Source organism: Sphaerisporangium fuscum (assembly GCF_018531465.1).
GTDB lineage: Bacteria > Actinomycetota > Actinomycetes > Streptosporangiales > Streptosporangiaceae > Sphaerisporangium > Sphaerisporangium fuscum.
The window spans coordinates 144,818-167,322 of record NZ_JAHDTF010000002.1 but is presented as its reverse complement, the minus strand read 5'-3'; the positions used below and the strand labels follow the sequence as shown (position 1 = coordinate 167,322).

Here is a 22,505-nt window from a genome sequence, read left to right as displayed (position 1 = left end):
GGCGCGCCCCCGGCCCGTCAACTCCCCAGCTGGCGGGTGATCGTGGGGTCGGTGATGGAGGCGTCGCCGGCGAGCAGGAACGCCTTGGACAGGATGATCGACAGCATGCCGCCGTCCTCTTCGAAGGGGAGGAAGACGGACCCCGGCCCCTGACCGGGGCCGGGGACGATGCACAGGTAGGCGTCGTTCGGCTCCATCAATATGTTCCCCGACCCGAGGTGGATCTTGTACGTCCGAAGGTCGCCGCGGACGCGGAGGAAGCGGTCGGTCAGCTCCGCGCGGTCGGCGATCCTCAGCCGGGGCAGCAGCCGGACGAGGACGTCGCGCCGGGTCACGGCCGTCTCGGTGAGCTCACCGAAGCCGTAGGACCGCCAGTACTCCTCGTGCCCGCCGGTGGCCCGCTGGTCGAGCCCCACCGAGGTCACGCCCACCGCGAGGTCGGCGTCGCGCAGCACCTCCGAGAGCACCAGCGGCGGCACCTCCGTCAGCGGCACCCCTTCCACGGCGTAGTGGTCGTAGCCATCCGGCGCCCGGCCCTCTCGGTAGAACCTGATCTGCTCGCTGCCGCAGAAGGACGCCGTCCCCCACTGGTCCGCGACGGGGTCGCCGGTCACGTGCAGCCCCCAGTGCGCCTGCCAGCCGGGCAGCCGCTTGACGGCCTCGCCGCGGTCGCCGCCGCATTCGTAGTCCCAGTGGCCGATGGACAGGTCGGTCCAGCCGCGCTGGTTCAGCAGGGCCTTGGCCTGGTTGTACCGCAGGATGTCGCGGTCTCGTCCCGCAGGGTGACCGTGGCCATCGGCTGTCTCCATGAGTCGTCTGGAAGATCGTGACGACGCATCGATATCAGCCGCCTCCGACAGAACCACCCGGCGAGCCGGGGGGCCGAACGGCGGCGGCGGGCGCGGCGATAGCCTGTGTGCGGCGGCAGGGTGCCGGTGGGCGTAGAGCAGGGGGCAGGGTGAAGCTTCTCCACTCCGGGAAGGTGCGGGAGGTCTACGAGGACCGCGGGGACATCATCCTCGTGGCGTCCGATCGCGTGTCGGTGTACGACGTGATCCTGCCGACGCCGATCCCCGACAAGGGCAAGATCCTCACCCAGCTGTCCCTGTGGTGGTTCGAGCAGCTCGCCGATGTCGTGCCCAACCACGTCATCTCCGCGACCGACGTGCCCGAGGAGTTCGCGGGCCGGGCCGTGCGCTGCCGCCGGCTCGACATGGTGCCGGTCGAGTGCATCGCGCGCGGCTACCTCACCGGGGGCGGCCTGAAGGAGTACGAGGCGAGCGGCTCGGTCTCCGGAGTGGAGCTGCCGCCGGGGCTGGTGGAGGGCTCCAAGCTGCCCGAGCCGATCTTCACGCCGACCACGAAGGCCCAGCTGGGCGCGCACGACGAGTCCATCACCTTCGAGGACGTGGTGGCGCGGGAGGGGCGTGAGGGGGCCGAGGAGCTGCGGCGCGTCACGCTGGAGGTCTACCGGCGCGGTGCCGAGCTGGCCGCCGAGCGGGGTGTGATCATCGCTGACACCAAGCTGGAGTTCGGCCGGGCGGCCGACGGCGGCCTGGTGCTGGCCGACGAGGTGCTGACCTCCGACTCCTCGCGGTTCTGGCCGGCCGTCGAGTGGGAGCCGGGGCGCGCGCAGAACTCCTTCGACAAGCAGTTCGTCCGCGACTGGGCCACCGGCACCGGCTGGGACAAGAAGGAGCCCGCCCCCGAGGTCCCCGAACAGATCGTCGAGGCCACCCGCGCCCGCTACATCGAGGCCTACGAGCGCATCACCGGCAAGTCCTGGTAGGACCGGGCGCCGCCGGTGGCGACGTCCCAGCGGGCCGCCAGGCTCATTTCTTGCAGATGTTCTCGGTCGCGGTCTTGGCCACCGGGGTGCCGGTGGCGGCCGGAGCCGGCGACGGCGAGGTCGTGGAGACGGTGACCGGCTTGGCCGGGGCGTATTTCGTGCCCACGATGACCTCGATGCCCTGCGCGTCGGCGGCCTGGCGGAGCTGGGCCCCGGGGAGGGCGGCGGCGACGGTCCGCGCGGAGTCCTCGCGGCCGGCGGGGTAGCGGACGACGGTGTCGGTGGTGTCCGTCGTGCCGGTGTTCCCGGCCGTGGACGGCACGTGGAAGCCGGCCTTCAGCAGGTCGTTCCGGGCGCGCGCGCCGAGGCCGGTGATGCCCGCGCCGTTGAGCACGCGGACCGTGATGCGGGAGGGCGGCACGGTGAGCCCCGCGTCCGAGGTGGACGACGAGGGCGTGGGCGTGGCGGAGGACGGCGCCGAGGGCTTCTTCGACGGAGGCTTTACGAGCGGCTGGTCGTCGGCGATGCGCTGGAACAGCTGGCGGGCCGCGGTCTTGTCCCACAGCACGGCCGACTCCCCGGTGGGGGCCTTGTAGTCGACGTCGGCGAGCGGCACCGTCGCGAAGGTCACGTCGTCGGTGGAGACGTCCTTGAGCTGGTTGGCGAGCCCCGGCATGTCCTTGGCGAGGGCTTCGTCGACGGTGAGGGTCTTGAGGGTCGAGCTGACCAGGCCGAAGAGCTTGCCGGGGTTGGCCAGGGTGCCGCCGCTCAGCGCCCGCTGGAGCAGGGACGAGATGACCTGCTGCTGCCGGTCGATGCGGTCGAGGTCGGACCGCGCGGTGGCGCGGGTGCGCGCGTAGAACAGCGCCTTGGCGCCGTCGAGCTCGTAGGTGCCGGGCTGCAGCCGGAACCCCGTGTGGGTGTCGTTGATCGCGACGGGCGTGCACACCGAGACGCCGCCGATGGAGTCGACGACGTTGATGAACCCCAGGACGTTGACCTCGACGTAGTGGTTGATGGTGAGCCCGGTGACCTTCTGGACGGTGCTCACGGCGAGCTTGGCGCCGCCGAGGGAGTACGCGGAGTTGATCTTGTGGGAGCCCTTGCCCGGGATGTCGACCCAGCTGTCCCGCGGCAGGCTGACCACGGTGACCCTGGAGTGGTCCTCGGAGAGGTGGATCACCATGATCGTGTCGCTGCGCTGCCCGACCTCCCGGCCGAGGTGGAGACGGTTCTGCTGCTCCCGCGACAGGTCGTCGCGCTTGTCGACCCCGACCAGCAGGATGTTCATCGCGCCGCGCGAGTCGGACTCGGTGGTGCCGGCGTCGACGGGTCTGACCTGGCTCGCGGCGTAGCTGGAGACGTACCACAGCACACCCGACCCGACGAGGACGGCGCTCGACAGGGCTCCGGTGATCGCGATGCCGCGCAGGCCCGCCCGGGCGCGCCCGGCCCGGCGCTGCTGGGGCAGCCGGACGCCGCCGTAGGCGTCGCCGCCGACGTGAACACCGGAGTCGTCGTCGCTCACGTGGTGCCCCCCTCAGGCCGAGAACCTCGCCGGGTGAGGACGCGCGCCGCCCATGGGTTGCCGTCCCTACCCGCTCGTACAGTAGCGTGAGCGCCGCCATGAAGGAGTTCCCCGACTCGCCCCCAGCAGTCCAGACCATACGCGTCTGGCCGCCGATCTCGGTCGTCATGCCGGTGCTCAACGAAGAGCGGCACCTGCGCGAGGCCGTGCGGCAGGTGCTCGCCCAACGTTACGACGGTCCGATCGAGGTCGTCCTCGCCATCGGCCCGTCCCATGACCGCACGCAGGAGGTCGCCGAGGCCCTCGCGGCCGAGGACCCGCGCGTGACGGTGGTGCCCAACCCGACCGGACGCACGCCGAACGCCCTCAACGCGGCCATCGGCGTGTCCCGCAACGGGATCATCGCCCGCGTCGACGGGCACGCCATGCTCCCCGAGGACTACCTCCAGGTGGCCGTGGAGACGCTCGAGACGACCGGCGCCGACAACGTCGGCGGCATCATGGCCGCCGAGGGGGTGACCCCGTTCGAGCAGGCCGTGGCGTGCGCCATGACGTCGAAGATCGGCGTCGGCAACGCCCGCTTCCACACCGGCGGCGAGGCGGGGCCGGCCGACACCGTCTACCTCGGTGTCTTCCGCCGGGAGGCCCTGGCCAGGGTCGGCGGCTACGACGAGCACTTCCAGCGGGCGCAGGACTGGGAGATGAACCACCGCATCCGCGAGACCGGCGGCCTGGTGTGGTTCCAGCCGCGCATGCGGGTGTCCTACCGTCCCCGGCCGAACGTCAAGGCGCTCGCCAAGCAGTACTTCCACTACGGCCGCTGGCGCCGCGTCGTGTCGCGCACCCACGAGGGCACCATCAACCTCCGCTACCTCGCCCCGCCGCTCGCGGTGGTGGCGATGCTGCTCGGCCTGGTGGTGTCGCCGTTCTTCTGGCCCGGCCTGCTGATCCCGGGGGGTTACGCCGCGGCGATCCTCCTCGGCTCGGTGCTCACCGGCCGCGGCCTGCCAGGGGCGGCTCTGGCACGGCTGCCGCTGGTGTACGCGACGATGCACCTCTCGTGGGGCTGGGGCTTCCTGACCAGCCCGCCCGGACTCGCCCGCGAGGCCGGCAAGAGCCTGGCGCAGAAGGTCTGACACCCCTCTACAGGCGCATCGCGCCGCCCAGGTACGCCATGTCGTGGGCGCGGTTGACCGCGTCGTTGAAGCGGGTCATCGCGTCCGGATGGCCGGGCCCGAGCAGGTAGGTCTTCATCTTCCGCCGGGCCTCGGCCAGGTCGTCCCCTTCCGCGCGCCGCGCCTGGGCGAGGATGTCCGGCAGCTCGGCGAGGTCCGGTCCGAGCAGGTACGCCGCCTCCGCGCTGGGGTAGCGGTCGCGGAAGGCTCCGTCTTCCATGCCCGCGACGTTGGTCACCGCGTACGGCTTGCCGCTGGCCACGAAGTCGGCGACGACGCTGGAGATGTCGCCGATCAGCAGGTCGCAGTCGTTGAAGCAGTCGTACAGGTGCGGCTCGGACCCGGTGACGACCATGTGGTGCACCAGGGCTGGCGCGGGCTCGAACGCCAGCCCGTCCGCTCCGTCCGCCAGGGCGGGCGCCGGCCACGGCCACGGCCCCGGCGCCGCCCCGGCCGCGGTGATCATCTCGACGATCTCCCGGTGCGCCGCCCCCGCGCGCGGGTCGCGCTCGCCGGTCAGCGGGTGCGGCTTGTAGATCACCCGTACCGCGGGGACCTGCCGCAGCAGGGCGTCCACCAGCTTGGGGCCCATGGTGGCGAGCGAGGTGTGGAACAGGTCGTCCGTCCAGCCCTCCCAGGTCGGCGCGTACAGGACGCTGAGGAGCGGCAGGCCCGGCCCGGTCTCCAGGATGCCCGACAGCTGAGGGCGGCCCACCTCGACGATGTCCTCGTCCCGCACGCCCACCCGGGCCCGCAGGTAGCGGTCGCGCCCCGCCTGCCCGGCCACCCACACCTCGTCGTACACCTTCGAGAACGGGTTGAACGACGCCTCCTTGTCGCTGTCGCCATGGCCGATGAACACGCTGCGCAACCCGGGCACCCGCAGCAGGTGGATGTTCTTGCCGACGTTGGAGGCGTACAGGGCGAGCCGCGCGCTCTCCAGCCCCCGCATGTTCATCAGGTCGACGGCCGACGGCACGCAGACCACTGGGAGCGTGGTGGGCCCGAGCAGGGAGAACACCTCGCGTTCGCGCAGGACGACGATGGTGCGGCGGGCGACCCGTTCGAGCGTGCCGAGCCACATCGTCGCCTGGTAGACCGAGGCCGGGCCGCCGGAGAAGTAGAAGATCACCTCAGGCCGGTGGGCGGCCACCTGCCGGTCGACCTCGGCGATCACCCGCCGCCGGCTCGCCAGCGGGGCGGCCCGCCACACGTGGTACAGCAGCAGGAGCACGACCGCCGCCTGCAGGGCGATCGCCGCGCCCAGCCCGGCCCCGCCGGCGTACGCCGCGTACGGCGTGCCGGTGCCGAGGGCGATCGCGCCGACGGGGAGCACGTCCAGGTAGAACAGCCCGGCGCCGCGCCAGGCCACCGGACCGCCCGGGGGACCGGCCGGGATCCGCAGCGCCGACACATCGACGTTCCGGGTCACGACCGGCATGCGGTTCAGGCAGCGGTCGAGGTGTAGCGCCGTGCCCGCCTGCAGCACGCGCAGGGCGTACATGACGAGGAACCCCGCGCACAGCACCACGAACCACCGCGATCCGGCGCCCGCCGTACGGGCGACCAGGAGCACCGCGCTCACCTCACGGGCGAGGAAGCGCGCGGTGACGCCGAGGTACAGCCGGCCGAGCCGGTGCAGCGCGGGCCGTGCCAGGCGGCCGGCCGCGGCCTCCACGCCGTACGACACCCCGGCCGCGACCGCGAACACCACCGGGGCCGGCTGGAGCGCGGCCAGCAGCAGGACCGGGAACGACACCAGGAGGACTCCGGCGAGGAACGTTCCACCCGCGTTGCGGCGCACCCATCCCATCGACAACCCCCGGTCGTGATCACCCGCGTTTGTGGTCTTGTACCCACACCGGGAGCGGATCGTGCCTGTCAGGTGACTCTGCGTACGTCCACGACCTGGCCGGTCAGGCTCGAGATGAGCACGTCGACCGAGGTCTCGGCGACCGCGCGAGGCGACAGCAGGGTGGCCGGGGGCTCGTCGCCGAAGGCCCGCGAACGCATCGGGGTGCCTGTACGTTCGGGGTTGACGCAGTTGACCCGCACCCCGTACTCCGCCCACTCGTCGGCCAGGGCCTGCGTGAGGTTCACCACCGCGGCCTTGGTGGAGGAGTAGAGGCTGTAGTCGGCGCGGCCCCTGGTGTAGGAGGACGAGGTGTACAGCAGCAGGTGCCCCCGGGTCTCGCGCAGGTGCCGGATGGCGGCCCGCGCGATGTTCACCGGGCCGAGGTAGTTGACCGCGACGGTCTCCTCGACGGTGAGGTCGTCCACTTCGCCGAGCTTGCCCATGTGGAGCACCCCCGCCGTGTTGACGACGTAGTCGACCCGGCCGGTCTCCTCGGCCGCCCGGCCGAGGGCCTCGGCGACGGCGAGGGGGTCCTCCACGCGCACGCCGTTCTGCGTGCGCGAGAACGAGTAGACGTTCGCGCCGTGCTCCTTGGTGAGCTGGACGATGTCGGCCCCGATGCCGTAGCTGCCGCCGAAGACCACCACCGTCCTGCCTTCGAGGGCCCGCCGGTAGGCGTCCGGGCCCTCGGGCACGGGGGCGGTGTTGGAGGCGAGCTGGAAGAGCTTGTCGGCGATGTACACGTCGACCGGATGGGTGACCTTCATGTTGTGCTCGCTGCCCGCCACGATGTAGATCGGGACGTCCGGGAGGTAGCGGTGCACCACGCCCGCGTCGTCGGTGGCGGGCTGCTCCTCGAAGCCCGGATCGGCGAAGGCCCGCTCGTACGCCTCCCTGATCACCGACAGCCGGAAGCACTGCGGGGTCTGGCCGCGCCGCAGCCGCGAGCGGTCGGGGACGTCGCGGACGATCTCGCCCCGCGGGCCCGGCGCCGCCACCACGACCGTGTCCGACGAGGGGATCGCGACGTCGACCGCCGAGTACGTGCGGAGCGCCTCCACGCACTGGGAGATGATGCGCGGCTCCACCAGCGGGCGCACCGCGTCGTGCAGCAGGACGTCGCACTCCTCGTCGCCGATGGCCTGCAGCGCCCGCCAGGTCGACTCGGTGCGGCTCGCGCCCCCTTCGACGATCTTGGTCACCTTGCGGAAGCCGTTGCGCTCGACGATGCGCTCCACCTCGCCGGTGTGGCCGGGGGCCATCAGGACGACGATCTCGTCGATCTCGGGCGCCGCGTCGAACACCGCGAGCGTGTGCTCGATGATCGGGCGACCGGCGATCTTGATGAGCTGTTTGGGCGTGTTCAGCCCGACGCGCTGCCCGACTCCGCCGGCGAGGACCACTCCGACGGTCCGCAGGCGTGGTTCCTGTTCGGCCAAGGTTGCGACTTCCTTCTGCGACTCGTTCACGGCTGACCCTACTGATCACTACCCGACGGCGGAGACCCTGTCACCGGGGACGGTGGCGCTGCGTGACCGGGCGGGTCCGGGCCGCGCCGCCCGGCCGGGCCCGTGACCAGGGACGAACCTCGCGACTCGCCGATGGGATTGCGAGGTGCGTGACCACTCGGTTACGTTGCGGGGTGGACATCGCCGCGCGGAAGGAGACCCCCGGTTTGCCGGAATCCGCGTCCCCACCCCCTGTGAAGCCTGCCTCCCGGCCGCTCCCCCCGCCCGTCAAGCCCCCGGAGCGGCCTTCCGGCGCCAAGGCACGCACCACCGTCGCGGTGGTGATCGCCACCGCCCCGCCGGCCCGCCTGCCGTGCGAGGAGGGCACGCTGAGCGACCGCGTGGCCGCACAACTCGCCACGCTACCGGTCCGCCGCCTGCGCCTGGTGACCAGGTCCGCCGACGGTCCCGGGCCCGCGTCCCGCTCGGGCGGTGTCGCGGTCGAGGTGGTCACCAGCGACGGCCTGCCGGACGACCTGCGGGCGGTCGCCGCCGCCGCGCGGGCGGGCGGGGGGCCGCTCGCCGTGGTCCCGGGCGACCTGGTCGCCCACACCGAGGCGTTCGCGCTCCTGCTGGCCGATCCCGCCCGCGGCACGGGCGCGCTGGTCTCGCCCGGCCAGGGGCCCCTGGCCGCGCCTGCCGTCCGCACCGAGCGGGGGAGGGTGGTGGCCGCGGGCAACTCCTTCCACACCGTCAGCGGCCCGGACGGCGTCTTCCACGGCGTGCTGCACGTCGGCGAGGCCGACCTCGCGAGCCTCGCCGAGGTCGCCGACGAGCTCGCCAACCTCGCCCGCGACCACCGCCTCGGCGACGTGGGGGAGGGCGAGCTCCCCGAGCTGCTGCTCGCCGGGCTCGTCCGCGTCGGCGTGCCCGTGCGGGCCGTCCCCGTCGGGCGGCTGCACTGCGGCAGGGTCGCGAGCCGCTCGGCGGCCCAGGCGGCCATCGCCGGGCTCGCCGAGGTCGACGAGCACCATGCCCGGCTGCGGGCCGCGGTGAAGTCCGAGGACGGCTTCGTCGCCACTTTTCTCGTGAGCTCGTGGTCGGGCCACCTGGTGCGGCTCGCCGCCCGGCTGGGGCTCACGCCGAACGCCGTCACCGGCCTGTCCGTCGGCCTGGCGGGGCTCGCCGCCGTCGCCTTCTCGGCCGGAGAGCGCCGGGCGCAGGTCGCGGGCGCCGCGCTGCTGTTCCTGTCGTTCGTCCTCGACTGCGTCGACGGCCAGCTCGCCCGCTACACCCGCACGTTCTCCCCGCTCGGGGCCTGGCTCGACGCCACCTTCGACCGCGTCAAGGAGTACGTCGCCTACGCCGGCCTGGCGATCGGCTACGCCGCCGACGTCGGAGGCGGCGTGCTGGGGCCCGGCGGCGTCTGGGGCCTAGCGGTGACGGCCATGCTGGTGCAGGCGATCCGCCACATGATCGACTTCTCGTACGCCGGGGCGCGGGCGGACGCCGAGGGCCTCGACCCCATCTGGCAGCGTCCCGGGTACGGCGCCTCCCTCGGGCTCCCGTCGGGCGCCCGGCCGCCGGATCCGCCCGCCGCTCCGGGCGGCGGCCGGGGACGCCTCGTCGTACGGCTGTCGGCCCGGCTCGACCGGAACACCGCCGCCCGCTGGCTGAAGAAGATCGTCGTGCTCCCGATCGGCGAGCGCATGGCGCTGATCGCCGTCACCGCCGCCCTGTTCAACGCCCGGGTGACCTTCCTCGCGCTGCTGGCCTGGGGCGGGCTCGCGGCGCTGTACACCCTGACCGGCCGCATCGCGAGGTCGCTGTGACCATGACCACCGTCCACATGACCCCGGTGCCGCGCAGCTCCGTGGTGACCTACCGCGACGACGGCGTGCTGTCGCGCGGCATGGGCCTGCTGGTCGCCGGGCAACTGCCGCCGCTGCCGCCGGCCCTCGCCGGAGCGTTCGTCACGGCGGTGATGCTCGTCCTCGGGGTCGCCGGCGACAACGGTCCCGCCGTGTTCGCGCCGGCCGTGGCGCTGATGCTGGCCGGCCCCGGCAGCTCCCACCCCCACGACGGGCGGTTCGACTGGCTGGTCCCGCCGATCCTGCGGCTCACCGAGTACGGCTTCGTCGCCTGCGTGGGCTTCGCGTGGGACGTGCCGAAGGTGCTGCTGTTCGCCCTGCTCGGCGCGATGCTCTTCCACCACTACGACGTCGTCTACCGGTGCAGGCAGCACGTCTACCCGCCCCTCTGGCTCGCCTCCGCCGGCCTCGGGTGGGAGGGCCGCATGCTGCTGGTGGCCCTCGGGGCGCTCCTCGGCGCGGTCACCCCCGTCTTCGCCCTGCTAGCGCTCTACCTGCTCGGCCTGTTCGGCTGGGAGAGCGTCACCTGCTGGATCGCCGCGCCGAGGTCCGGCGTCGAGGCCGCCGACCTCAGCGGCGACGACTGAACGCGCGAGAGGCGCTCCTCGCCGCGGAGCGGAGCGGAGCAGCAGGATCAAGCGAACACGGCCAACGTTTGGTTTTGTAATGGAATAGGTGAACCTCGGATTACACCAACACCACTCGCAGGCAACTAACCTTTGGCCTACCAGATTCGCGTTTGACTTCAGGAGTGCACGTTGCTGGGAATGGTGCTGGCCGCCGGGGCCGGACGACGCCTGCGGCCGTACACCGACACGCTGCCCAAGGCGCTCGTGCCGGTCGACGGGGAGACCACGATCCTCGACATCGCGCTGCGTAACCTCGCAGCCGTCGACCTGCGCGACGTCGTGGTCGTCGTCGGGTACGCCGCGCAGGCCGTCCACGACCGTAAGGCGGACCTCGAGCGGCGGCACGGCGTGAAGCTCACCCTCGTGCACAACGACAAGGCCGAGGAGTGGAACAACGCCTACTCCCTGTGGTGCGCGCGCGATCACTTCGCCGAGGGCGCGCTACTGGTCAACGGCGACACCGTCCACCCGGTCTCGGTCGAGCGCACCCTGCTCGACGCGCCGGTGACCAGCGACATCCTCCTCGCCGTCGACGACGTCAAGACCCTCGCCGACGAGGAGATGAAGGTCACCCTCGACGAGGCGGGCCACCTGCGCCGCATCACCAAGCTCATGGACCCGTCGGAGGCCTTCGGCGAGTACATCGGCGCCACCCTGATCCGCCCCGGCGCCGCCGAGCGCCTCGCCGACGCGCTGAAGGCCACCTTCGAGCGCGACCCGCAGCTCTACTACGAGGACGGCTACGGCGAGATGGTGGCCCGCGGTGAGAAGATCGCCGTCGCGCCGATCGGCAAGGTCGACTGGGTCGAGGTCGACAACCACGACGACCTGGCGAGGGCGCGGGAGATCGCGTGCACGTACTAGCCGCGTCCGCCGCCGCGGCGGCGCCCGCCCTGGAGGCCCCATGCCGCTTCTAGCACGCATGCTGACGGCCCCGCTCACCGTCGAGGTGCGCCGGGGCGCGGTGCGGGAGCTCGGCGCGCTGCTGGCCGACAGCCGCGTCGCCACCAGCGGCCGGGTCGCGGTGGCCGTCGGCGCCGGGCAGGGCGACCACATCTCCGGGCTCATCGCCTCCACGCTGGGCGAGGCCGAGGTCTTCCGGGTGCCCGACGGCTCGGTCGACGCCGCCGTGTCACTCGGCGCCGACCTGCGCAAGGGCGCCTACGAGGCCGTGATCGGCATCGGCGGCGGCAAGACGATCGACGTCACCAAGTACGCCGCCTCGCTCGCCGGTATCCCCATGGTCGCCGTGGCCACCAACCTCTCCCACGACGGCATCTGCTCGCCGGTCTCCTCGCTGGAGCACGAGGGCGGCAAGGGGTCCTTCGGGGTGCCCATGCCGCTGGCGATCCTCGTCGACCTCGACTTCGTGCACGGCGCGCCGCCCGGGCTCGTACGCGCCGGGGCGGGCGACGTGGTCAGCAACCTGTCGGCCATCGAAGACTGGCAGCTCGGCAACGTCGAGCGCGGCGAGCCCATCGACGGCCTGGCGGTGTCGATGGCGCGCACCGCCGCCGAGGCCGTGCTCGGGCGCACCGACTCCATCGAGTCCGACGCCTTCCTCACCGTGCTCGCCGAGTCACTGATCCTTTCCGGCATGTCGATGGTGATCGCGGGATCCTCGCGTCCCGGCAGCGGCGGAGATCATGAGATCCTGCATGCCGTGGATCAGCTGTACCCCGGCACCTCCAACCACGGCGAGCTCGCCGGCGTCGGTGCCGCCTTCTGTTTCTTCCTGAGGGAAGACGAGCGCCGTCTCGGGCTGGTGACCGACTGCCTGCGCCGCCACGACCTGCCGGTCACCCCCGGCGACGTCGGGCTGACGGCCGAGCAGTTCACCGCCGCGGTGATGCTGGCGCCGTCGACCCGCCCCGGGCGATACACGATTCTGGAGCACCTGCGCCTGTCCGAGGCCGAGGTGCGCGACCGGGTGGAGGAATATGTCCGGGCCGTCGGTCATTGAGCTGCGGGCGGTCGCCCAACCGCAGACGACCATGGAGCGCAACTCCGGCGAGCACTGGGCCGGGGCGCTCTACATGCGCAAGTTGTCGATCTACGTGACCTGGGCGCTGGCCCGCACGCCGATCACTCCCAACCAGGTCACCGGCCTGATGATCCTGGCAGGCCTGCTGGCCGGGGCGGTGCTCGCGCTGCCCGGCCTGGCGGCGGCCGTCGCGGCGGCCCTGCTGATCCAGGTCTACCTGCTGCTCGACTGCTCCGACGGTGAGCTGGCGCGGTGGACCCACCGCACCTCGATCACCGGGGTGTACCTCGACCGCGTCGGCCACTACTTCGCCGAGGCGGCCCTGCTGATCGGCCTGGGTTTCCGGGCGTCGGTCACCCTGCCCGACTGGTTCACCGTGCTCGGCTTCGCGGCCGCGCTCGGGGCCATCCTGATCAAGTCGGAGACCGACCTGGTCGACGTCGCCCGGGCACGCTCGGGTCTGACGGCGACCACGGAGGCGGCGGCCGAGCAGTTCCAGTCGAGCGGGCTGCGCGCGGCCCGGAGGGTCGCGGCGGCGCTGCGCTTCCACCGGGTCATCCAGGCCGTCGAGCTGTCCCTCATCGCCGTCGTCGCCGCGCTGTGGGACGCCGTGGCGGGCGGGGTGACCGCCACCCAGGTGCTCACCGTGGCGTGCGCCGTCTTCGCGGGGCTGCAGACGGTCCTCCACCTGGTGAGCATCCTCGCGTCGAAGCGGCTCGCGTAGTCATGAAGGAGTATCGGAACCGGCGCGGTCCGCACCGCGTCGTATCTCTGTGTCAAGAGTCCGGTCCGGTCCTACAGCCAATGTTTGGCCGGGATTCGCTGCCGGTTCCGATACGCTTATTTCGCAGTACCCAGAGACAGCCGGCATTGCCCGCCCAGACAGACTCGGTGATCATGACTTCGTGCGTTCTCCATGCGTCGGGGCGATGACGCGTTGAAGATCTCGTGCGTCATCCTCACTATGGGCAACAGGGTCGCAGAGCTCGACCGGGCCATCGAGTCGGCGGTCATGCAGACCGACGGCGACGTCGAGGTGATCGTCGTCGGTAACGGCGCCGACGTGCCCCCGCTCGCCGACGTCCAGAACGGCTCCGCCACCGTCCGCACCGTGCGCGTCCCGCACAACGTCGGCATCCCCGAGGGCCGCAACGTCGGCGTGCGTGAGTGCACGGGCGACGTCGTGCTGTTCCTCGACGACGACGGGTGGTACGCCTCGGACAAGGTGGCCGCGCACGTCCGCGAGCGCTTCGCCGCCGAGCCCGATCTCGCGGTGCTGTCCTTCCGCGTGATGGACCCCGACGGGGGAGCGGGCCAGCGCCGCCACGTGCCCCGCCTGCGCGCGGGTGACCCTCAGCGCTCCTCACCGGTCACCACCTTCCTCGGCGGTGCGTGCGCCATCAGGCGTTCGGCGTTCCTGCAGGTGGGCGGTCTGCCCGGCCGGTTCTTCTACGCCCACGAGGAGACCGACCTGGCCTGGCGCCTCCTCGGCGAGGGCTACCGCATCGAGTACGACGCCGATGCCGTCATGTACCACCCGCAGGTGCCGCCGACGCGCCACGCCGACTTCTACCGGCTGAACGCCCGCAATCGCGTGTGGCTGGCCCGCCGCAACCTTCCCTGGCCGCTGGCGGCGTTCTACCTCCTCGACTGGATCGTGCTGACCCTCGTGCGCGAGCGCTCCTCGCTGGCGCTGCGATCGTGGTTCCAGGGGTTCAAGGAGGGGTTGCGCGAGCCCGCCGGCGAGCGCCGGCCGATGGCCTGGCGTACGGCCTGGCGGATGCTCCGCCTCGGCCGCCCGCCCATCGTCTGACGCCTTCTCCTGCCGACCGGTCAACGGGCTTTTGTGCTCACCACCCGAGCGGCCTGACGTGGTAGCCGCTCTGGTGGTCGTCGTCCGGTTCGGGGCTCCTGTAGGCGGCAGCACAGAAACTCGCGGCTCCACGGCCGTTCCGGTCGACGCTGGACGCCCTCCGGGTGCCCCACGCGAAGGTGATCGCGACGATCGTCCCGCTGGTCGAGATTGGCCGCCGCCGGTAGCGCGGCGGTCGGAGCGTGTGCCGTGGCGGCCGCCGCCGCGGTGCTGGTCGACGTCCGCGCGGTATGGAAGGGCACGTACTCCATAGGGCTGAAGAGGCAGACCGCCGAAGTCTCTCGCCCATGATGACGGCCGCCCGTGGTGGGTGACTCCGTTGCTGTGGGGACCGGACATCGGTCTGATCTGGACGACCTTCCGGGTCTCCTGCACCTCGTGGGTGCTGTTCCTCAGTGCCCTCGTCGACGTCGCGCCCCAGTGGAGCGGACTGGTTTACGGAGCCTTCTTCGGTATCCCTCTGGTGCTGGCGGTGTTGTTCGGGCCATTAGGGGGCACCGACCGATTTTCCGGATCCCCGCCGCTGCGGTCCGTGCAATCGGCGGGATTGGCGTTACTCGTCGCTCTGCCGACCGCATTGATAGCCTATCTCTATGCGATCTGACGCCAATTGGCGGCCGTTTCTCATGGTGCTGTCCATGGTGGCCTTCACGACGGTTTCCGGATGCGCGGCGAAACCCGCGGCCCAGCCGTGTGACGACGCCGTCGAGTCTTCCACCGAGGTCCCGCAGGCCATGCGCGACCAGGAACTCGGCCACGGTGTCGGGCAGGGGGACGTGTGGTTCGTCGCGCCGGAGGCCGGCCACTGGAGCGACCTGGTCACCAGCGAGGGCGGCGGCGCGGCCGGCAAGTTTCCCATGTGGATAGGCGGCCGGGATATGCCGCAATTGGCCGTCGTCGGCGTGAAGGGCACCGAAGGAACGGGCCGGGCCCAGTTGGCCCCCACCAGCGAAGGGATTCCCGGCCCCCTCCCCATGAGAATCGAATTTCCCGGCAAGGGCTGCTGGCAGGTCACGGCGAAAGGAAAAACCGGAACCGCCCGAATCGAGGTGCACGTGAAACCCTGAGAAACAGGCCCCGCGGTTGGTCCCCGAAAGCCACGGTCAGTCCTCAAGCATCGTCCCACTCGGGGTGATACACCAGGCCGGTCCGGGATGGCCGTCACTAGGCTGACCCGGTGCGCATCGGCTCACTGTTGCGTGCGGAATCGTTGTCAGTGAGTGGCTACTGGCCGGTGGTTATCGTCAGCGGCCGGGTCGGCGGGGGTGCTGGCCGTAGTAGTCCTCGCGCGTTCGCAGGTCCATCGTCTCGGAATCACGCCGTCGCATCGCGCGGCGGTGAGGTGTTTGCGGTAGGGGCGGGTGTTCGTCGGAGGAACGGATACGCGGCGGCCGGTCAGCCGCGCGGGAACGGGGTGCGCAGGACGCGTGCGGCGAGCACGGCGCAGACCAGCGCGATCGGGATCTCGGCGAAGACCGCCATGACGATCGCAGTGGCCAGGTCCGGGCCGGGCGCCGCCGAGGTGACGTCGAACCAGGCGTCCACGAGCAGCAGCACCGCGCTGCCGGCCGCGGTCAGCACGCATCGGTTGTCCCGCCGCAGCAGGAACCGGCCGGTGGCGAACAGCGCCAGCGCCTCGCAGCTGTCCAGGCCGACCCAGGCGAGCGACCAGTGCGCGTCCCGCGCGCTGGCCGGCAGGGTGACCGAGAGGTAGAACACCCACGGGATCATCGCGAGCCCGGCCAGCACGAAGGCGGCGCCGAGCGCGCTCGGCCGGCGTCCGCCGGGGCGGTCGGCGCGGGCGTCCGGACGCCCGCGCCCCGGCCGGAGCCCGGGCTCGGACCCGATCCGGCCGAGGACGCGGTCGAGGCGGTCCGTGACGGCGAGCATGGCGGTCGTCCCCTCTCCGCCCGGCGTCGGCGTCTGGTGGTGCGCCGGGCACGATCACCACTCTGGCCGCCGCGGCCCGGGCGAATCAGTAGTGTGGCTTTCCGTTCCGGGGGTGGTGCCAGGTACAGGCCGAAGCGGGCGCCAGCACCATGGAGCGCCGGTCACGTGGTCGAATACCTTGGGGGCCATGAACACCGTCCTGGCGCCGGTCGGCCGCTTCCTGCTGGCGCCCTGGCGCGGGCGGGCGTGGCGCGACCTGTGGTTCGTGATCCTCTCCTCGGCGCTGAGCCTGCTGCCGCTGGGGCTGATCGGGCTGCCGTGGGCGTTCTTCGCCCCCATCTACCTGCCGTCGATCCTCGCCTGCGCCTTCCTCCCGCTGCTGGCGGTGGTGCTGCTGGGCCCGCAGCTCACGACGCTGCGCCGGTCCGCGTACTACAAGATCCGGGGCGCCCAGATCCCCCGGGCCCCGCACACGGTCCGGGACGCGGCGTCCGCGGACGGGCCGTTCCTCCCGCGGATGCGCGCGTGGCTGCGCGACCCGCGCACCTGGCGGCAGGCCTGCTACCACCTGATCGCGGGACCGGCGGCCAACCTGGTCGGCGTGATCGCGGGCACCATGTGGGTCGCCGGGCTCATCTGGCTCGGCTGGCTGAGCGCGGCGATCGCCTTCGGCCCGAACTGGAAGGTGCTGTCCATGGCGACGTCCCAGGCGCTTTGGTGGGCGCTCGTGTGCCTGGTAGTGGTCTACCTCACGCCCTGGCTGGTCATGGCCTCGGTGCGCTGGGATCTGAAGTTCGCCACCGACCTGCTCGGCCCCAGCCGGGCGGAGCGGCTGGCCCGCCGGGTGACCGACCTGGCCGAGAGCCGGGCCGCGGTGGTGGACGCCGCCGACGCCGAGCGCCGCCGGATCGAGCGCGACCTGCACGACGGCGCCCAGCAGCGGCTGGTGTCCCTGGCGATGAACCTGGGCCTGGCCCGGGCGACCCTGAAGGACCTGCCCGAGGACGCCCGGACCGCACTGGCCGAGGCGCACGAGGAGGCCAAGGAGGCCCTGGGCGAGCTGCGCAACCTCGTCCGCGGCCTGCACCCGGTGGTCCTCGAGGACCGCGGCCTGGACGCGGCGCTCTCCGGCATCGCGGCCCGCTCCCCGGTCCCGGTGCGGTTGGCGGTGGACGTGCCCCGGCGGGTCCCGCCGACGGTCGAGGCGGTGGCGTACTTCATGGTCTCGGAGGCGCTGGTCAACGTGGCCAAGCACGCCCAGGCGTCCGCGGCCCGGGTGGACGTGTGGCTGGACGGCGCCCTGCTGCGGCTGTCCGTCGTGGACGACGGGATCGGCGGCGCCGACGCCGCCCGCGGTTCGGGGCTGACCGGCCTGGCGCAGCGCGCGGCCTCGGTGGACGGCAGGTTCGAGATAGTCAGCCCGGTCGGCGGGCCGACCACGATAATGGTGGAGCTTCCGTGCGAACTGTGATCGCCGAGGACTCGGTGCTGCTGCGCGCCGGGCTGACCAAGCTGCTGGAGACGACCGGCTTCGAGGTGGCCGCCGCGGTGGACGACGCCGCCGGGCTGCTGGCCGCGGTGGAGCGGCACCGCCCGGAACTGGTGATCGCGGACGTGCGGATGCCGCCGACCTTCACCGACGAGGGGATCCGCGCCGCCCTGGTGGTGCGGCGGCAGTGGCCCGAGGTGGCGATCATGGTGCTGTCCCAGTACGTCGAGGAGCGCTACGCCGCCGACCTGCTCTCCACGAGCACCACCGGCGTCGGCTACCTGCTCAAGGACCGGGTCGCGGACGTGGACGTCTTCCTGGAGTCGCTGCGCCGGGTGGCCGCGGGCGGCACCGCGCTGGACCCCGAGGTGGTGGCGCAGCTGCTGGTGCGGCGGCAGAACACCCCGCTCGACCGGCTCACCGGGCGGGAGCGGGAGGTGCTCGGGCTGATGGCCGAGGGGCGGTCCAACGCCGGGATCGCGGAGAAGCTCGTGGTCAGCGAGAGCGCCGTGGCCAAGCACATCAACAGCATCTTCACCAAGCTCGACCTGCCCGCCTCGGAGGGCGATCACCGGCGGGTCCTGGCCGTGCTGCGATTCCTGGAGAGCGCGTCGCCGACCGTGTGAAGCGTGAGGCGCCCGGCCCCCGCGGCGCGGGGGCCAGAACCGCAGGTGGATCCCCCACCTGCGGTTTTCTCGTTTCTCCGGCGCGCTGCGGGGATTCGCATGGTGCCTCGTGGTGCCGTGCGGCATCAACTGGTGCCACAACTGAGAGGTAGTGGCGCACTCTATGAGCTGCGAAGACATCAAAGTGAGCCATGAAGCCTTGCAATGGCACCACGCCGTGACATGGCTGACCTGCGGTTTTGTGTAGGCGTTGTGGAGGTGTCGAAGGACGGGGCCGGGCCGAGGTCTTCTGCTGGCCCGAACTCGGCCAGGCCGGTCAGTCGTCGATCGCCTGGTAGAGGGTGGTCCAGAAGTCCTGCATGGCCCGCGCGGAGTCCGGGGTGGACATTCCGGTCTGGGTGAGCAGGATGCCGACGAGTTGGTTGTCCGGGTCGGCGTAGGTCGTGGTCCCGGCTCCGCCGTCCCAGCCGAACTGGCCGATGGGCGCGTAGTCGCCTCGGTAGGTGCGCACCGTCATCCCGAAGCCCCAGCCGCCGGTCTGTCCCTGGCCGTGTGACAGATGGACGACGCTGCGCGCCCAGGACTGCAGGGCGGCTGTCTGCTCGGGCGTGAGGCGGTTCGTGGTCATCAGCTCGACGGCGGGCCGGGACAGGATTCGCTCGGTGCCGTGCTTCCCGTGGTTGAGCAGCATCCGGAAGTAGGCGTGGTAGTCATCGACGGTCGAGTCGAGCCCGCCGCCGCCGGACTGGAACGCCGGAGGCCGGCTGTGATGTCCTCCTTCGGTCTCGTCTGCCACGAGGAACTCTCCGGTCTGCGGGTCGGGGGCGTACAGAGGCGGCAGCCGGTCGATCTTGTCGGCCGGCACGTGGAAACCGGTGTCCTTCATCCCCAGCGGATCGAAGATGCGCTCGCGCAGGAACGCCTCGAACGACTGGCCGGTGACCCTGGCCACCAGTACCCCCAGCACGTCGTCGCTGACGTTGTACAGCCACCGCTCTCCGGGCTGGTACATCAGCGGAAGCGTGCCCAGACGGCGCATCCACTCATCCGGCCCCACCGCCGGCAGCAACCACCCGTTCTCGCCGTAGACCCGCTGCTCGAAGTACGTGCTCATCATCGGGGAGCCCATCGCCGTCATGTCCAGCCCGAGCCCGCAGGTGGAGGTGAGCAGGTCCCGCACGGTGATCGGCCGCCGCGCCGGCACGGTGTCGTCCAGCGGGCTGTCGGGCCGCTTGAGCACCCGCCGGTCGGCCAGTTCCGGCAGCCACTGATCTATCGGGTCATCAAGTCGCAGCCGGCACTCGTCCAACAGGACCATCGTCGCGGCGACCGCGACCGGCTTGGTCGTGGAGGCCATCCGGAAGATCGTGTCCCGGCGCATCTGCGCGCCACCGTCATGGCGCATCGTCCCGATCGCTTCGACATGGGTCTCCTCGCCCCGGCCGACCAGGGCGACGAGTCCGGGGATCTTCTTGGACTCGACATGCGCTTGCAGTACCTCGCGCAGTCGGCGCAGCCCTGCTTGGGACAAGCCGGTGTTGCCGTTTCCCATCATGAATCTCCTTGCATGCAGTGGTCGGTCTCGACGGTGCGGTAGGCATACGGCGCTAGGCGGCCGGCCGGGCATGGCTCCGCGCCCGCATGGTGCGGACAGGTGATGAAAGTGATGCTCGACCGCTGGGCGATGTGCTGAGGCGCGATCAGACCGTGTTGTCTTCTGTTCTGGTCTCGTTACCGGCGGCGCGCTCGATGTCGTTGGTCAGCTGCTTGCGAGCGCGGGCGGGGACGTAGCCACCCTCGGTGTAGTTCCGGGCGAACGCCTCGACGAACTCCACCGGGTCCTCCCCGACGATCTGGCGGATCGGAGTTCCGTTCACCGTGGCCTGCTCGAACAGGTCGGCGAGGTCTTCGAACATCGATGCATTGCTGTCTTGGTCGGTCGGTACGAAGTGCATCAGGTACCGCTCGATCGCTTCGGCCGCCGTGCGGTAGCTGTCGGGAAGCTCCTTGACGCGCGCCTTGTACGCCCTCCAGCGCTTCTTGGGCCCGATCACCTTCGAGATGAAGCCGCTCTTTTCGACATCGGACATGGTTACTCGCCTTCCCCTTCACGGAGCTGTTCCAGTCGTTCCGTGAGGAAGCTCCACGTCCTCCAGAACTCTTCGAGGTACTCCCGTCCCTGAGCGTTGAGGGAGTGCACCTTGCGTGGCGGCCCCTTCTCTGAGGGGACCTTCTCCACGTCGACGAGACCGCGCTTTTCCATCCTGAGGAGCAGCGCGTAGATGGTTCCTTCGGCGATGTCGGAGAAGCCCTGCTCCCGCAGCCGTGCCGTGATCTCGTAGCCGTAGGCGGGCCGGCCGGACAGGGACGCGAGGATGATGCCCTCCAGAGTGCCCTTGAGCATCTCCGTCAGCAGCTTGACCATGGAACACCTGCTCCCTGCACTAGTCAGCACTATTGAGTACTGGTATAACGTAACACTGACTACCGGTACTTAGCAATACGGAATAGTGGGTGTCGTCCACGCATGCTCGAGGCCGGAGTGCGCCGCACCATCACCCTCGACTGGCGCTGGCCCTGACCGCCGGCTACTGCTCGGGGACACACAATGCTGATTATGTGAGGTCCTCACAGGCGTGACCGGCCGAAGTGCTCCCGGCCGTGGCGACGGAATGGCCGGGTTCGCCTTCATCAGGTACGGGAACTCGTCGGTGACGTTCCTCGCCTGCGGGTTTGGCGGCGCTCCGCTGTGCCTTCCCGGGCCGGCGGCGGTGGCTCGTGCTCAGGGGGACGTGAAGGGCCTGGCGGCCTGGAAAGTCATCCGGGCGTGGCTGATCGTTGCTGTCAGGAGGGCGCGTTTGGGGAGGCCCAGTTCGCTGAGTTCCTTGGCGATGGGGTGGTTGCCCAGTCTGATGAGCGCTCCGCCGGGGCGGGCTCGGACGCCGTGGGGGCGGATCGTCCACGGGACGCGCCGGGTTCCGTGGTCGAGGTGGGTGTAGGCCTCCATCGGGGCCGGGGCGGCGGGCACGGGCATGCCCGGGCGGATGAGCAGGTCGATCACCAGGCGTCCGTCCTTGCGTAGGACGCACCGCTTGTACGGCGAGGAGAGCCGCAGGTCTATCTCGGCCAGTTCCTTCGGAAAGCCCCAGATCGTACGGCCGGCCTCCAGGGTGAAGCCCTGGTCGACGGGGAGCCAGTGGACGAAGGCGCCCGCGCCGTGCAACCGGATGTCCTTGAGGCCGGCCAGCATGCTCCGCGCGGGTGGGCGGGCGGCGTCCGGCGGCCGGACCATGAAGCCGACGCCGAACTCGTTGTAGGAGCCGAGATCGCCCTCGTTGTAGCGGACGAACCCCAGGACGCACAGCGCCTTGCCGGGCAGTACCTCGGTGACGTCGATGTCGGAATAGGCGAGCACGGCTCTGGCGGCGTCGGCTCTCACGAGGTACATCGCGGTGCAGGCCGTGGCGTCTCTGATCTCCACGGGCATGTCGACCCGTCGCCCCTGGATGAGATGGCTAGCCATGGTCCCAAGTACATCAACCTGGACTGTCCGGCGCCAGCCGTACGAGAACGACGACAGCGGGACGAACCGGTGAACGGGCGGACCGTACGGCGCCGCGGCCGGACACCGTCCACCGCCGACGCGGCGCCCCGTCCGGCTCGGGGCGGCCGGCCGCGCCGGTGGCGGGCCGTACGTGCGTCGCGGCCGGCTCGGGCAGACGTTCCGCGCCGGTCACGGGCCGGCCCGGAGGCCTCAGAGCGGGGACCGCTCGGAGGGCGCGGTGAGGCTGCGGACGGCGGCGGCGACCGTGTCGCGGAGGCGGGCGGGGGAGTAGTCGTCCCCGAGGATCATGCGGCGCAGCTGGGGTACGGCGGAGCCCCAGTGGACCAGCCCCATCGTGAAGAACAGCACGGCCCGGGGATCGGCGCCCGAGGAGTTCGCCGAGGCGATGGCGTCGACCCGCGCCTGGTACTTGCCCGTTCGTACGGCCTCGGCCGGCACCTGGCGGCCGCCGAACTCCAGGGCCTCCCACAGGAGCAGGCGCAGGGCCTCGGGATGCGCGGCGTGGTAGTCGATGAGGCGCTCGGCGAAGGCGCCGAGGTCCGTGCCGTCGACCGGCACCTCTTCGGCGCACCGGACCATCTGGTGCTCCAGCACCGCCGCGAACAGGTCGTTCTTGTCACCGAAGTAGTCGTAGATGGCGCGCTTGTTCGCCTGGGCGGTGGCGGCGATCCGGTCGACCCGGGCGCCCGCGAAACCATGCTCGGCGAACTCGGCCGTGGCCGCCGCGAGGATGCGCTCCTTGGTCGCCTGAGAGTCGTACGGCATGCCGCCAGCGTAACGAAC

Annotated in this window: 22 protein-coding genes; 12 read left to right on the top strand and 10 right to left on the bottom strand. The window is 71.3% G+C overall.

Features of this window, described 5'->3' with window-relative positions; genetic code table 11:
- Positions 1-17 precede the first annotated feature (17 nt).
- Positions 18-809: a DUF7737 domain-containing protein gene (locus KIK05_RS01855; protein WP_214408721.1), complete on the bottom strand. Its 792-nt coding sequence runs from the start codon at positions 807-809 to the stop codon at positions 18-20.
- Between the two features lie 149 nt (positions 810-958).
- On the opposite strand from KIK05_RS01855, the gene KIK05_RS01850 reads away from it, so the two are divergent.
- Positions 959-1,789, top strand: a complete 831-nt coding sequence (locus KIK05_RS01850; RefSeq protein WP_214408720.1) for a phosphoribosylaminoimidazolesuccinocarboxamide synthase — start codon at positions 959-961, stop codon at positions 1,787-1,789.
- Between the two features lie 43 nt (positions 1,790-1,832).
- On the opposite strand, the gene KIK05_RS01845 is transcribed toward KIK05_RS01850, so the two are convergent.
- On the bottom strand, positions 1,833-3,317 hold the full coding sequence (locus tag KIK05_RS01845) for an LCP family protein (RefSeq protein ID WP_214408719.1): 1,485 nt from the start codon (positions 3,315-3,317) through the stop codon (positions 1,833-1,835).
- A gap of 98 nt (positions 3,318-3,415) precedes the next feature.
- On the opposite strand from KIK05_RS01845, the gene KIK05_RS01840 reads away from it, so the two are divergent.
- Positions 3,416-4,453 (top strand): glycosyltransferase family 2 protein, encoded by a 1,038-nt coding sequence (locus KIK05_RS01840; protein WP_214408932.1) that lies wholly within the window; start codon positions 3,416-3,418, stop codon positions 4,451-4,453.
- A 7-nt stretch (positions 4,454-4,460) separates the two neighbouring features.
- Here KIK05_RS01840 and KIK05_RS01835 read toward each other — a convergent pair whose 3' ends face one another.
- A complete protein-coding gene (locus KIK05_RS01835) occupies positions 4,461-6,305 on the bottom strand; it encodes a hypothetical protein (protein WP_214408718.1) in 1,845 nt (614 codons plus the stop codon).
- A 68-nt stretch (positions 6,306-6,373) separates the two neighbouring features.
- On the bottom strand, positions 6,374-7,786 hold the full coding sequence (locus KIK05_RS01830; protein ID WP_214408717.1) for a bifunctional cytidylyltransferase/SDR family oxidoreductase: 1,413 nt from the start codon (positions 7,784-7,786) through the stop codon (positions 6,374-6,376).
- 263 nt (positions 7,787-8,049) lie between these two features.
- Here KIK05_RS01830 and KIK05_RS01825 point away from each other — a divergent pair, with 263 nt between their 5' ends.
- The 8 genes from KIK05_RS01825 to KIK05_RS01790 all read left to right on the top strand — a co-directional run bounded on the left by KIK05_RS01825 (position 8,050) and on the right by KIK05_RS01790 (position 15,219).
- Positions 8,050-9,627, top strand: a complete 1,578-nt coding sequence (locus KIK05_RS01825) for a CDP-alcohol phosphatidyltransferase family protein (RefSeq protein ID WP_214408716.1) — start codon at positions 8,050-8,052, stop codon at positions 9,625-9,627.
- Positions 9,628-9,629: 2 nt separating this feature from the next.
- Positions 9,630-10,253, top strand: coding sequence for a DUF5941 domain-containing protein (locus KIK05_RS01820; RefSeq protein ID WP_214408715.1), 624 nt, complete (start codon positions 9,630-9,632; stop codon positions 10,251-10,253).
- A gap of 171 nt (positions 10,254-10,424) precedes the next feature.
- Positions 10,425-11,159, top strand: coding sequence for a phosphocholine cytidylyltransferase family protein (locus tag KIK05_RS01815; RefSeq protein WP_214408714.1), 735 nt, complete (start codon positions 10,425-10,427; stop codon positions 11,157-11,159).
- A gap of 58 nt (positions 11,160-11,217) precedes the next feature.
- Positions 11,218-12,258, top strand: coding sequence for an iron-containing alcohol dehydrogenase family protein (locus tag KIK05_RS01810; RefSeq protein ID WP_214408931.1), 1,041 nt, complete (start codon positions 11,218-11,220; stop codon positions 12,256-12,258).
- Positions 12,236-13,003, top strand: coding sequence for a CDP-alcohol phosphatidyltransferase family protein (locus KIK05_RS01805; RefSeq protein WP_214408713.1), 768 nt, complete (start codon positions 12,236-12,238; stop codon positions 13,001-13,003). Before KIK05_RS01810 ends, KIK05_RS01805 begins: the two co-directional genes overlap by 23 nt.
- A 192-nt stretch (positions 13,004-13,195) precedes the next feature.
- Positions 13,196-14,092, top strand: a complete 897-nt coding sequence (locus tag KIK05_RS01800) for a glycosyltransferase family 2 protein (RefSeq protein ID WP_214408712.1) — start codon at positions 13,196-13,198, stop codon at positions 14,090-14,092.
- Between the two features lie 370 nt (positions 14,093-14,462).
- The gene (locus KIK05_RS01795) at positions 14,463-14,756 is read left to right on the top strand and encodes a hypothetical protein (protein WP_214408711.1); all 294 of its coding nucleotides are present in this window, start codon (positions 14,463-14,465) and stop codon (positions 14,754-14,756) included.
- Positions 14,746-15,219, top strand: a complete 474-nt coding sequence (locus KIK05_RS01790) for a hypothetical protein (RefSeq protein ID WP_214408710.1) — start codon at positions 14,746-14,748, stop codon at positions 15,217-15,219. Before KIK05_RS01795 ends, KIK05_RS01790 begins: the two co-directional genes overlap by 11 nt.
- 328 nt (positions 15,220-15,547) lie before the next feature.
- Here KIK05_RS01790 and KIK05_RS01785 read toward each other — a convergent pair whose 3' ends face one another.
- Positions 15,548-16,042 carry a hypothetical protein gene (locus KIK05_RS01785; protein ID WP_214408709.1) on the bottom strand — a complete coding sequence of 165 codons (495 nt, stop codon included), beginning with the start codon at positions 16,040-16,042 and terminating at the stop codon, positions 15,548-15,550.
- A gap of 187 nt (positions 16,043-16,229) precedes the next feature.
- Here KIK05_RS01785 and KIK05_RS01780 point away from each other — a divergent pair, with 187 nt between their 5' ends.
- A complete protein-coding gene (locus tag KIK05_RS01780) occupies positions 16,230-17,513 on the top strand; it encodes a sensor histidine kinase (protein ID WP_214408708.1) in 1,284 nt (427 codons plus the stop codon).
- On the top strand, positions 17,501-18,157 hold the full coding sequence (locus KIK05_RS01775) for a response regulator transcription factor (RefSeq protein WP_214408707.1): 657 nt from the start codon (positions 17,501-17,503) through the stop codon (positions 18,155-18,157). Before KIK05_RS01780 ends, KIK05_RS01775 begins: the two co-directional genes overlap by 13 nt.
- 316 nt (positions 18,158-18,473) lie before the next feature.
- Here the strand turns inward: KIK05_RS01775 and KIK05_RS01770 are convergent, their stop codons facing one another.
- From KIK05_RS01770 to KIK05_RS01750, 5 genes are all read right to left on the bottom strand, one after another.
- A complete protein-coding gene (locus KIK05_RS01770) occupies positions 18,474-19,709 on the bottom strand; it encodes a serine hydrolase domain-containing protein (protein ID WP_214408930.1) in 1,236 nt (411 codons plus the stop codon).
- 148 nt (positions 19,710-19,857) lie between these two features.
- A complete protein-coding gene (locus KIK05_RS01765) occupies positions 19,858-20,247 on the bottom strand; it encodes a DUF1048 domain-containing protein (protein WP_214408706.1) in 390 nt (129 codons plus the stop codon).
- 2 nt (positions 20,248-20,249) lie between these two features.
- Entirely contained in the window at positions 20,250-20,582 is a 333-nt protein-coding gene (locus tag KIK05_RS01760) for a PadR family transcriptional regulator (protein WP_214408705.1), read from the bottom strand.
- A 357-nt stretch (positions 20,583-20,939) separates the two neighbouring features.
- Complete coding sequence (locus KIK05_RS01755; RefSeq protein WP_214408704.1) at positions 20,940-21,680, bottom strand: acetoacetate decarboxylase family protein; 741 nt, start codon at positions 21,678-21,680, stop codon at positions 20,940-20,942.
- A gap of 231 nt (positions 21,681-21,911) precedes the next feature.
- Positions 21,912-22,487 carry a TetR/AcrR family transcriptional regulator gene (locus KIK05_RS01750; RefSeq protein WP_214408703.1) on the bottom strand — a complete coding sequence of 192 codons (576 nt, stop codon included), beginning with the start codon at positions 22,485-22,487 and terminating at the stop codon, positions 21,912-21,914.
- Positions 22,488-22,505: the final 18 nt, after the last annotated feature.

Excerpts from the sequence above, each read along its gene's own strand:
- KIK05_RS01810 (WP_214408931.1), top strand. The coding sequence starts at position 11,218 with ATGCTGACGGCCCCGCTCACCGTCGAGGTGCGCCGGGGCGCGGTGCGG.
- KIK05_RS01790 (WP_214408710.1), top strand. The coding sequence starts at position 14,746 with ATGCGATCTGACGCCAATTGGCGGCCGTTTCTCATGGTGCTGTCCATG.
- KIK05_RS01765 (WP_214408706.1), bottom strand. The coding sequence starts at position 20,247 with ATGTCCGATGTCGAAAAGAGCGGCTTCATCTCGAAGGTGATCGGGCCC.
- KIK05_RS01840 (WP_214408932.1), top strand. The coding sequence starts at position 3,416 with ATGAAGGAGTTCCCCGACTCGCCCCCAGCAGTCCAGACCATACGCGTC.
- KIK05_RS01835 (WP_214408718.1), bottom strand. The coding sequence starts at position 6,305 with ATGGGATGGGTGCGCCGCAACGCGGGTGGAACGTTCCTCGCCGGAGTC.
- KIK05_RS01820 (WP_214408715.1), top strand. The coding sequence starts at position 9,630 with ATGACCACCGTCCACATGACCCCGGTGCCGCGCAGCTCCGTGGTGACC.
- KIK05_RS01780 (WP_214408708.1), top strand. The coding sequence starts at position 16,230 with ATGAACACCGTCCTGGCGCCGGTCGGCCGCTTCCTGCTGGCGCCCTGG.
- KIK05_RS01800 (WP_214408712.1), top strand. The coding sequence starts at position 13,196 with ATGCGTCGGGGCGATGACGCGTTGAAGATCTCGTGCGTCATCCTCACT.
- KIK05_RS01805 (WP_214408713.1), top strand. The coding sequence starts at position 12,236 with ATGTCCGGGCCGTCGGTCATTGAGCTGCGGGCGGTCGCCCAACCGCAG.
- KIK05_RS01755 (WP_214408704.1), bottom strand. The coding sequence starts at position 21,680 with ATGGCTAGCCATCTCATCCAGGGGCGACGGGTCGACATGCCCGTGGAG.
- KIK05_RS01855 (WP_214408721.1), bottom strand. The coding sequence starts at position 809 with ATGGAGACAGCCGATGGCCACGGTCACCCTGCGGGACGAGACCGCGAC.
- KIK05_RS01785 (WP_214408709.1), bottom strand. The coding sequence starts at position 16,042 with ATGCTCGCCGTCACGGACCGCCTCGACCGCGTCCTCGGCCGGATCGGG.
- KIK05_RS01760 (WP_214408705.1), bottom strand. The coding sequence starts at position 20,582 with ATGGTCAAGCTGCTGACGGAGATGCTCAAGGGCACTCTGGAGGGCATC.
- KIK05_RS01750 (WP_214408703.1), bottom strand. The coding sequence starts at position 22,487 with ATGCCGTACGACTCTCAGGCGACCAAGGAGCGCATCCTCGCGGCGGCC.
- KIK05_RS01770 (WP_214408930.1), bottom strand. The coding sequence starts at position 19,709 with ATGGGAAACGGCAACACCGGCTTGTCCCAAGCAGGGCTGCGCCGACTG.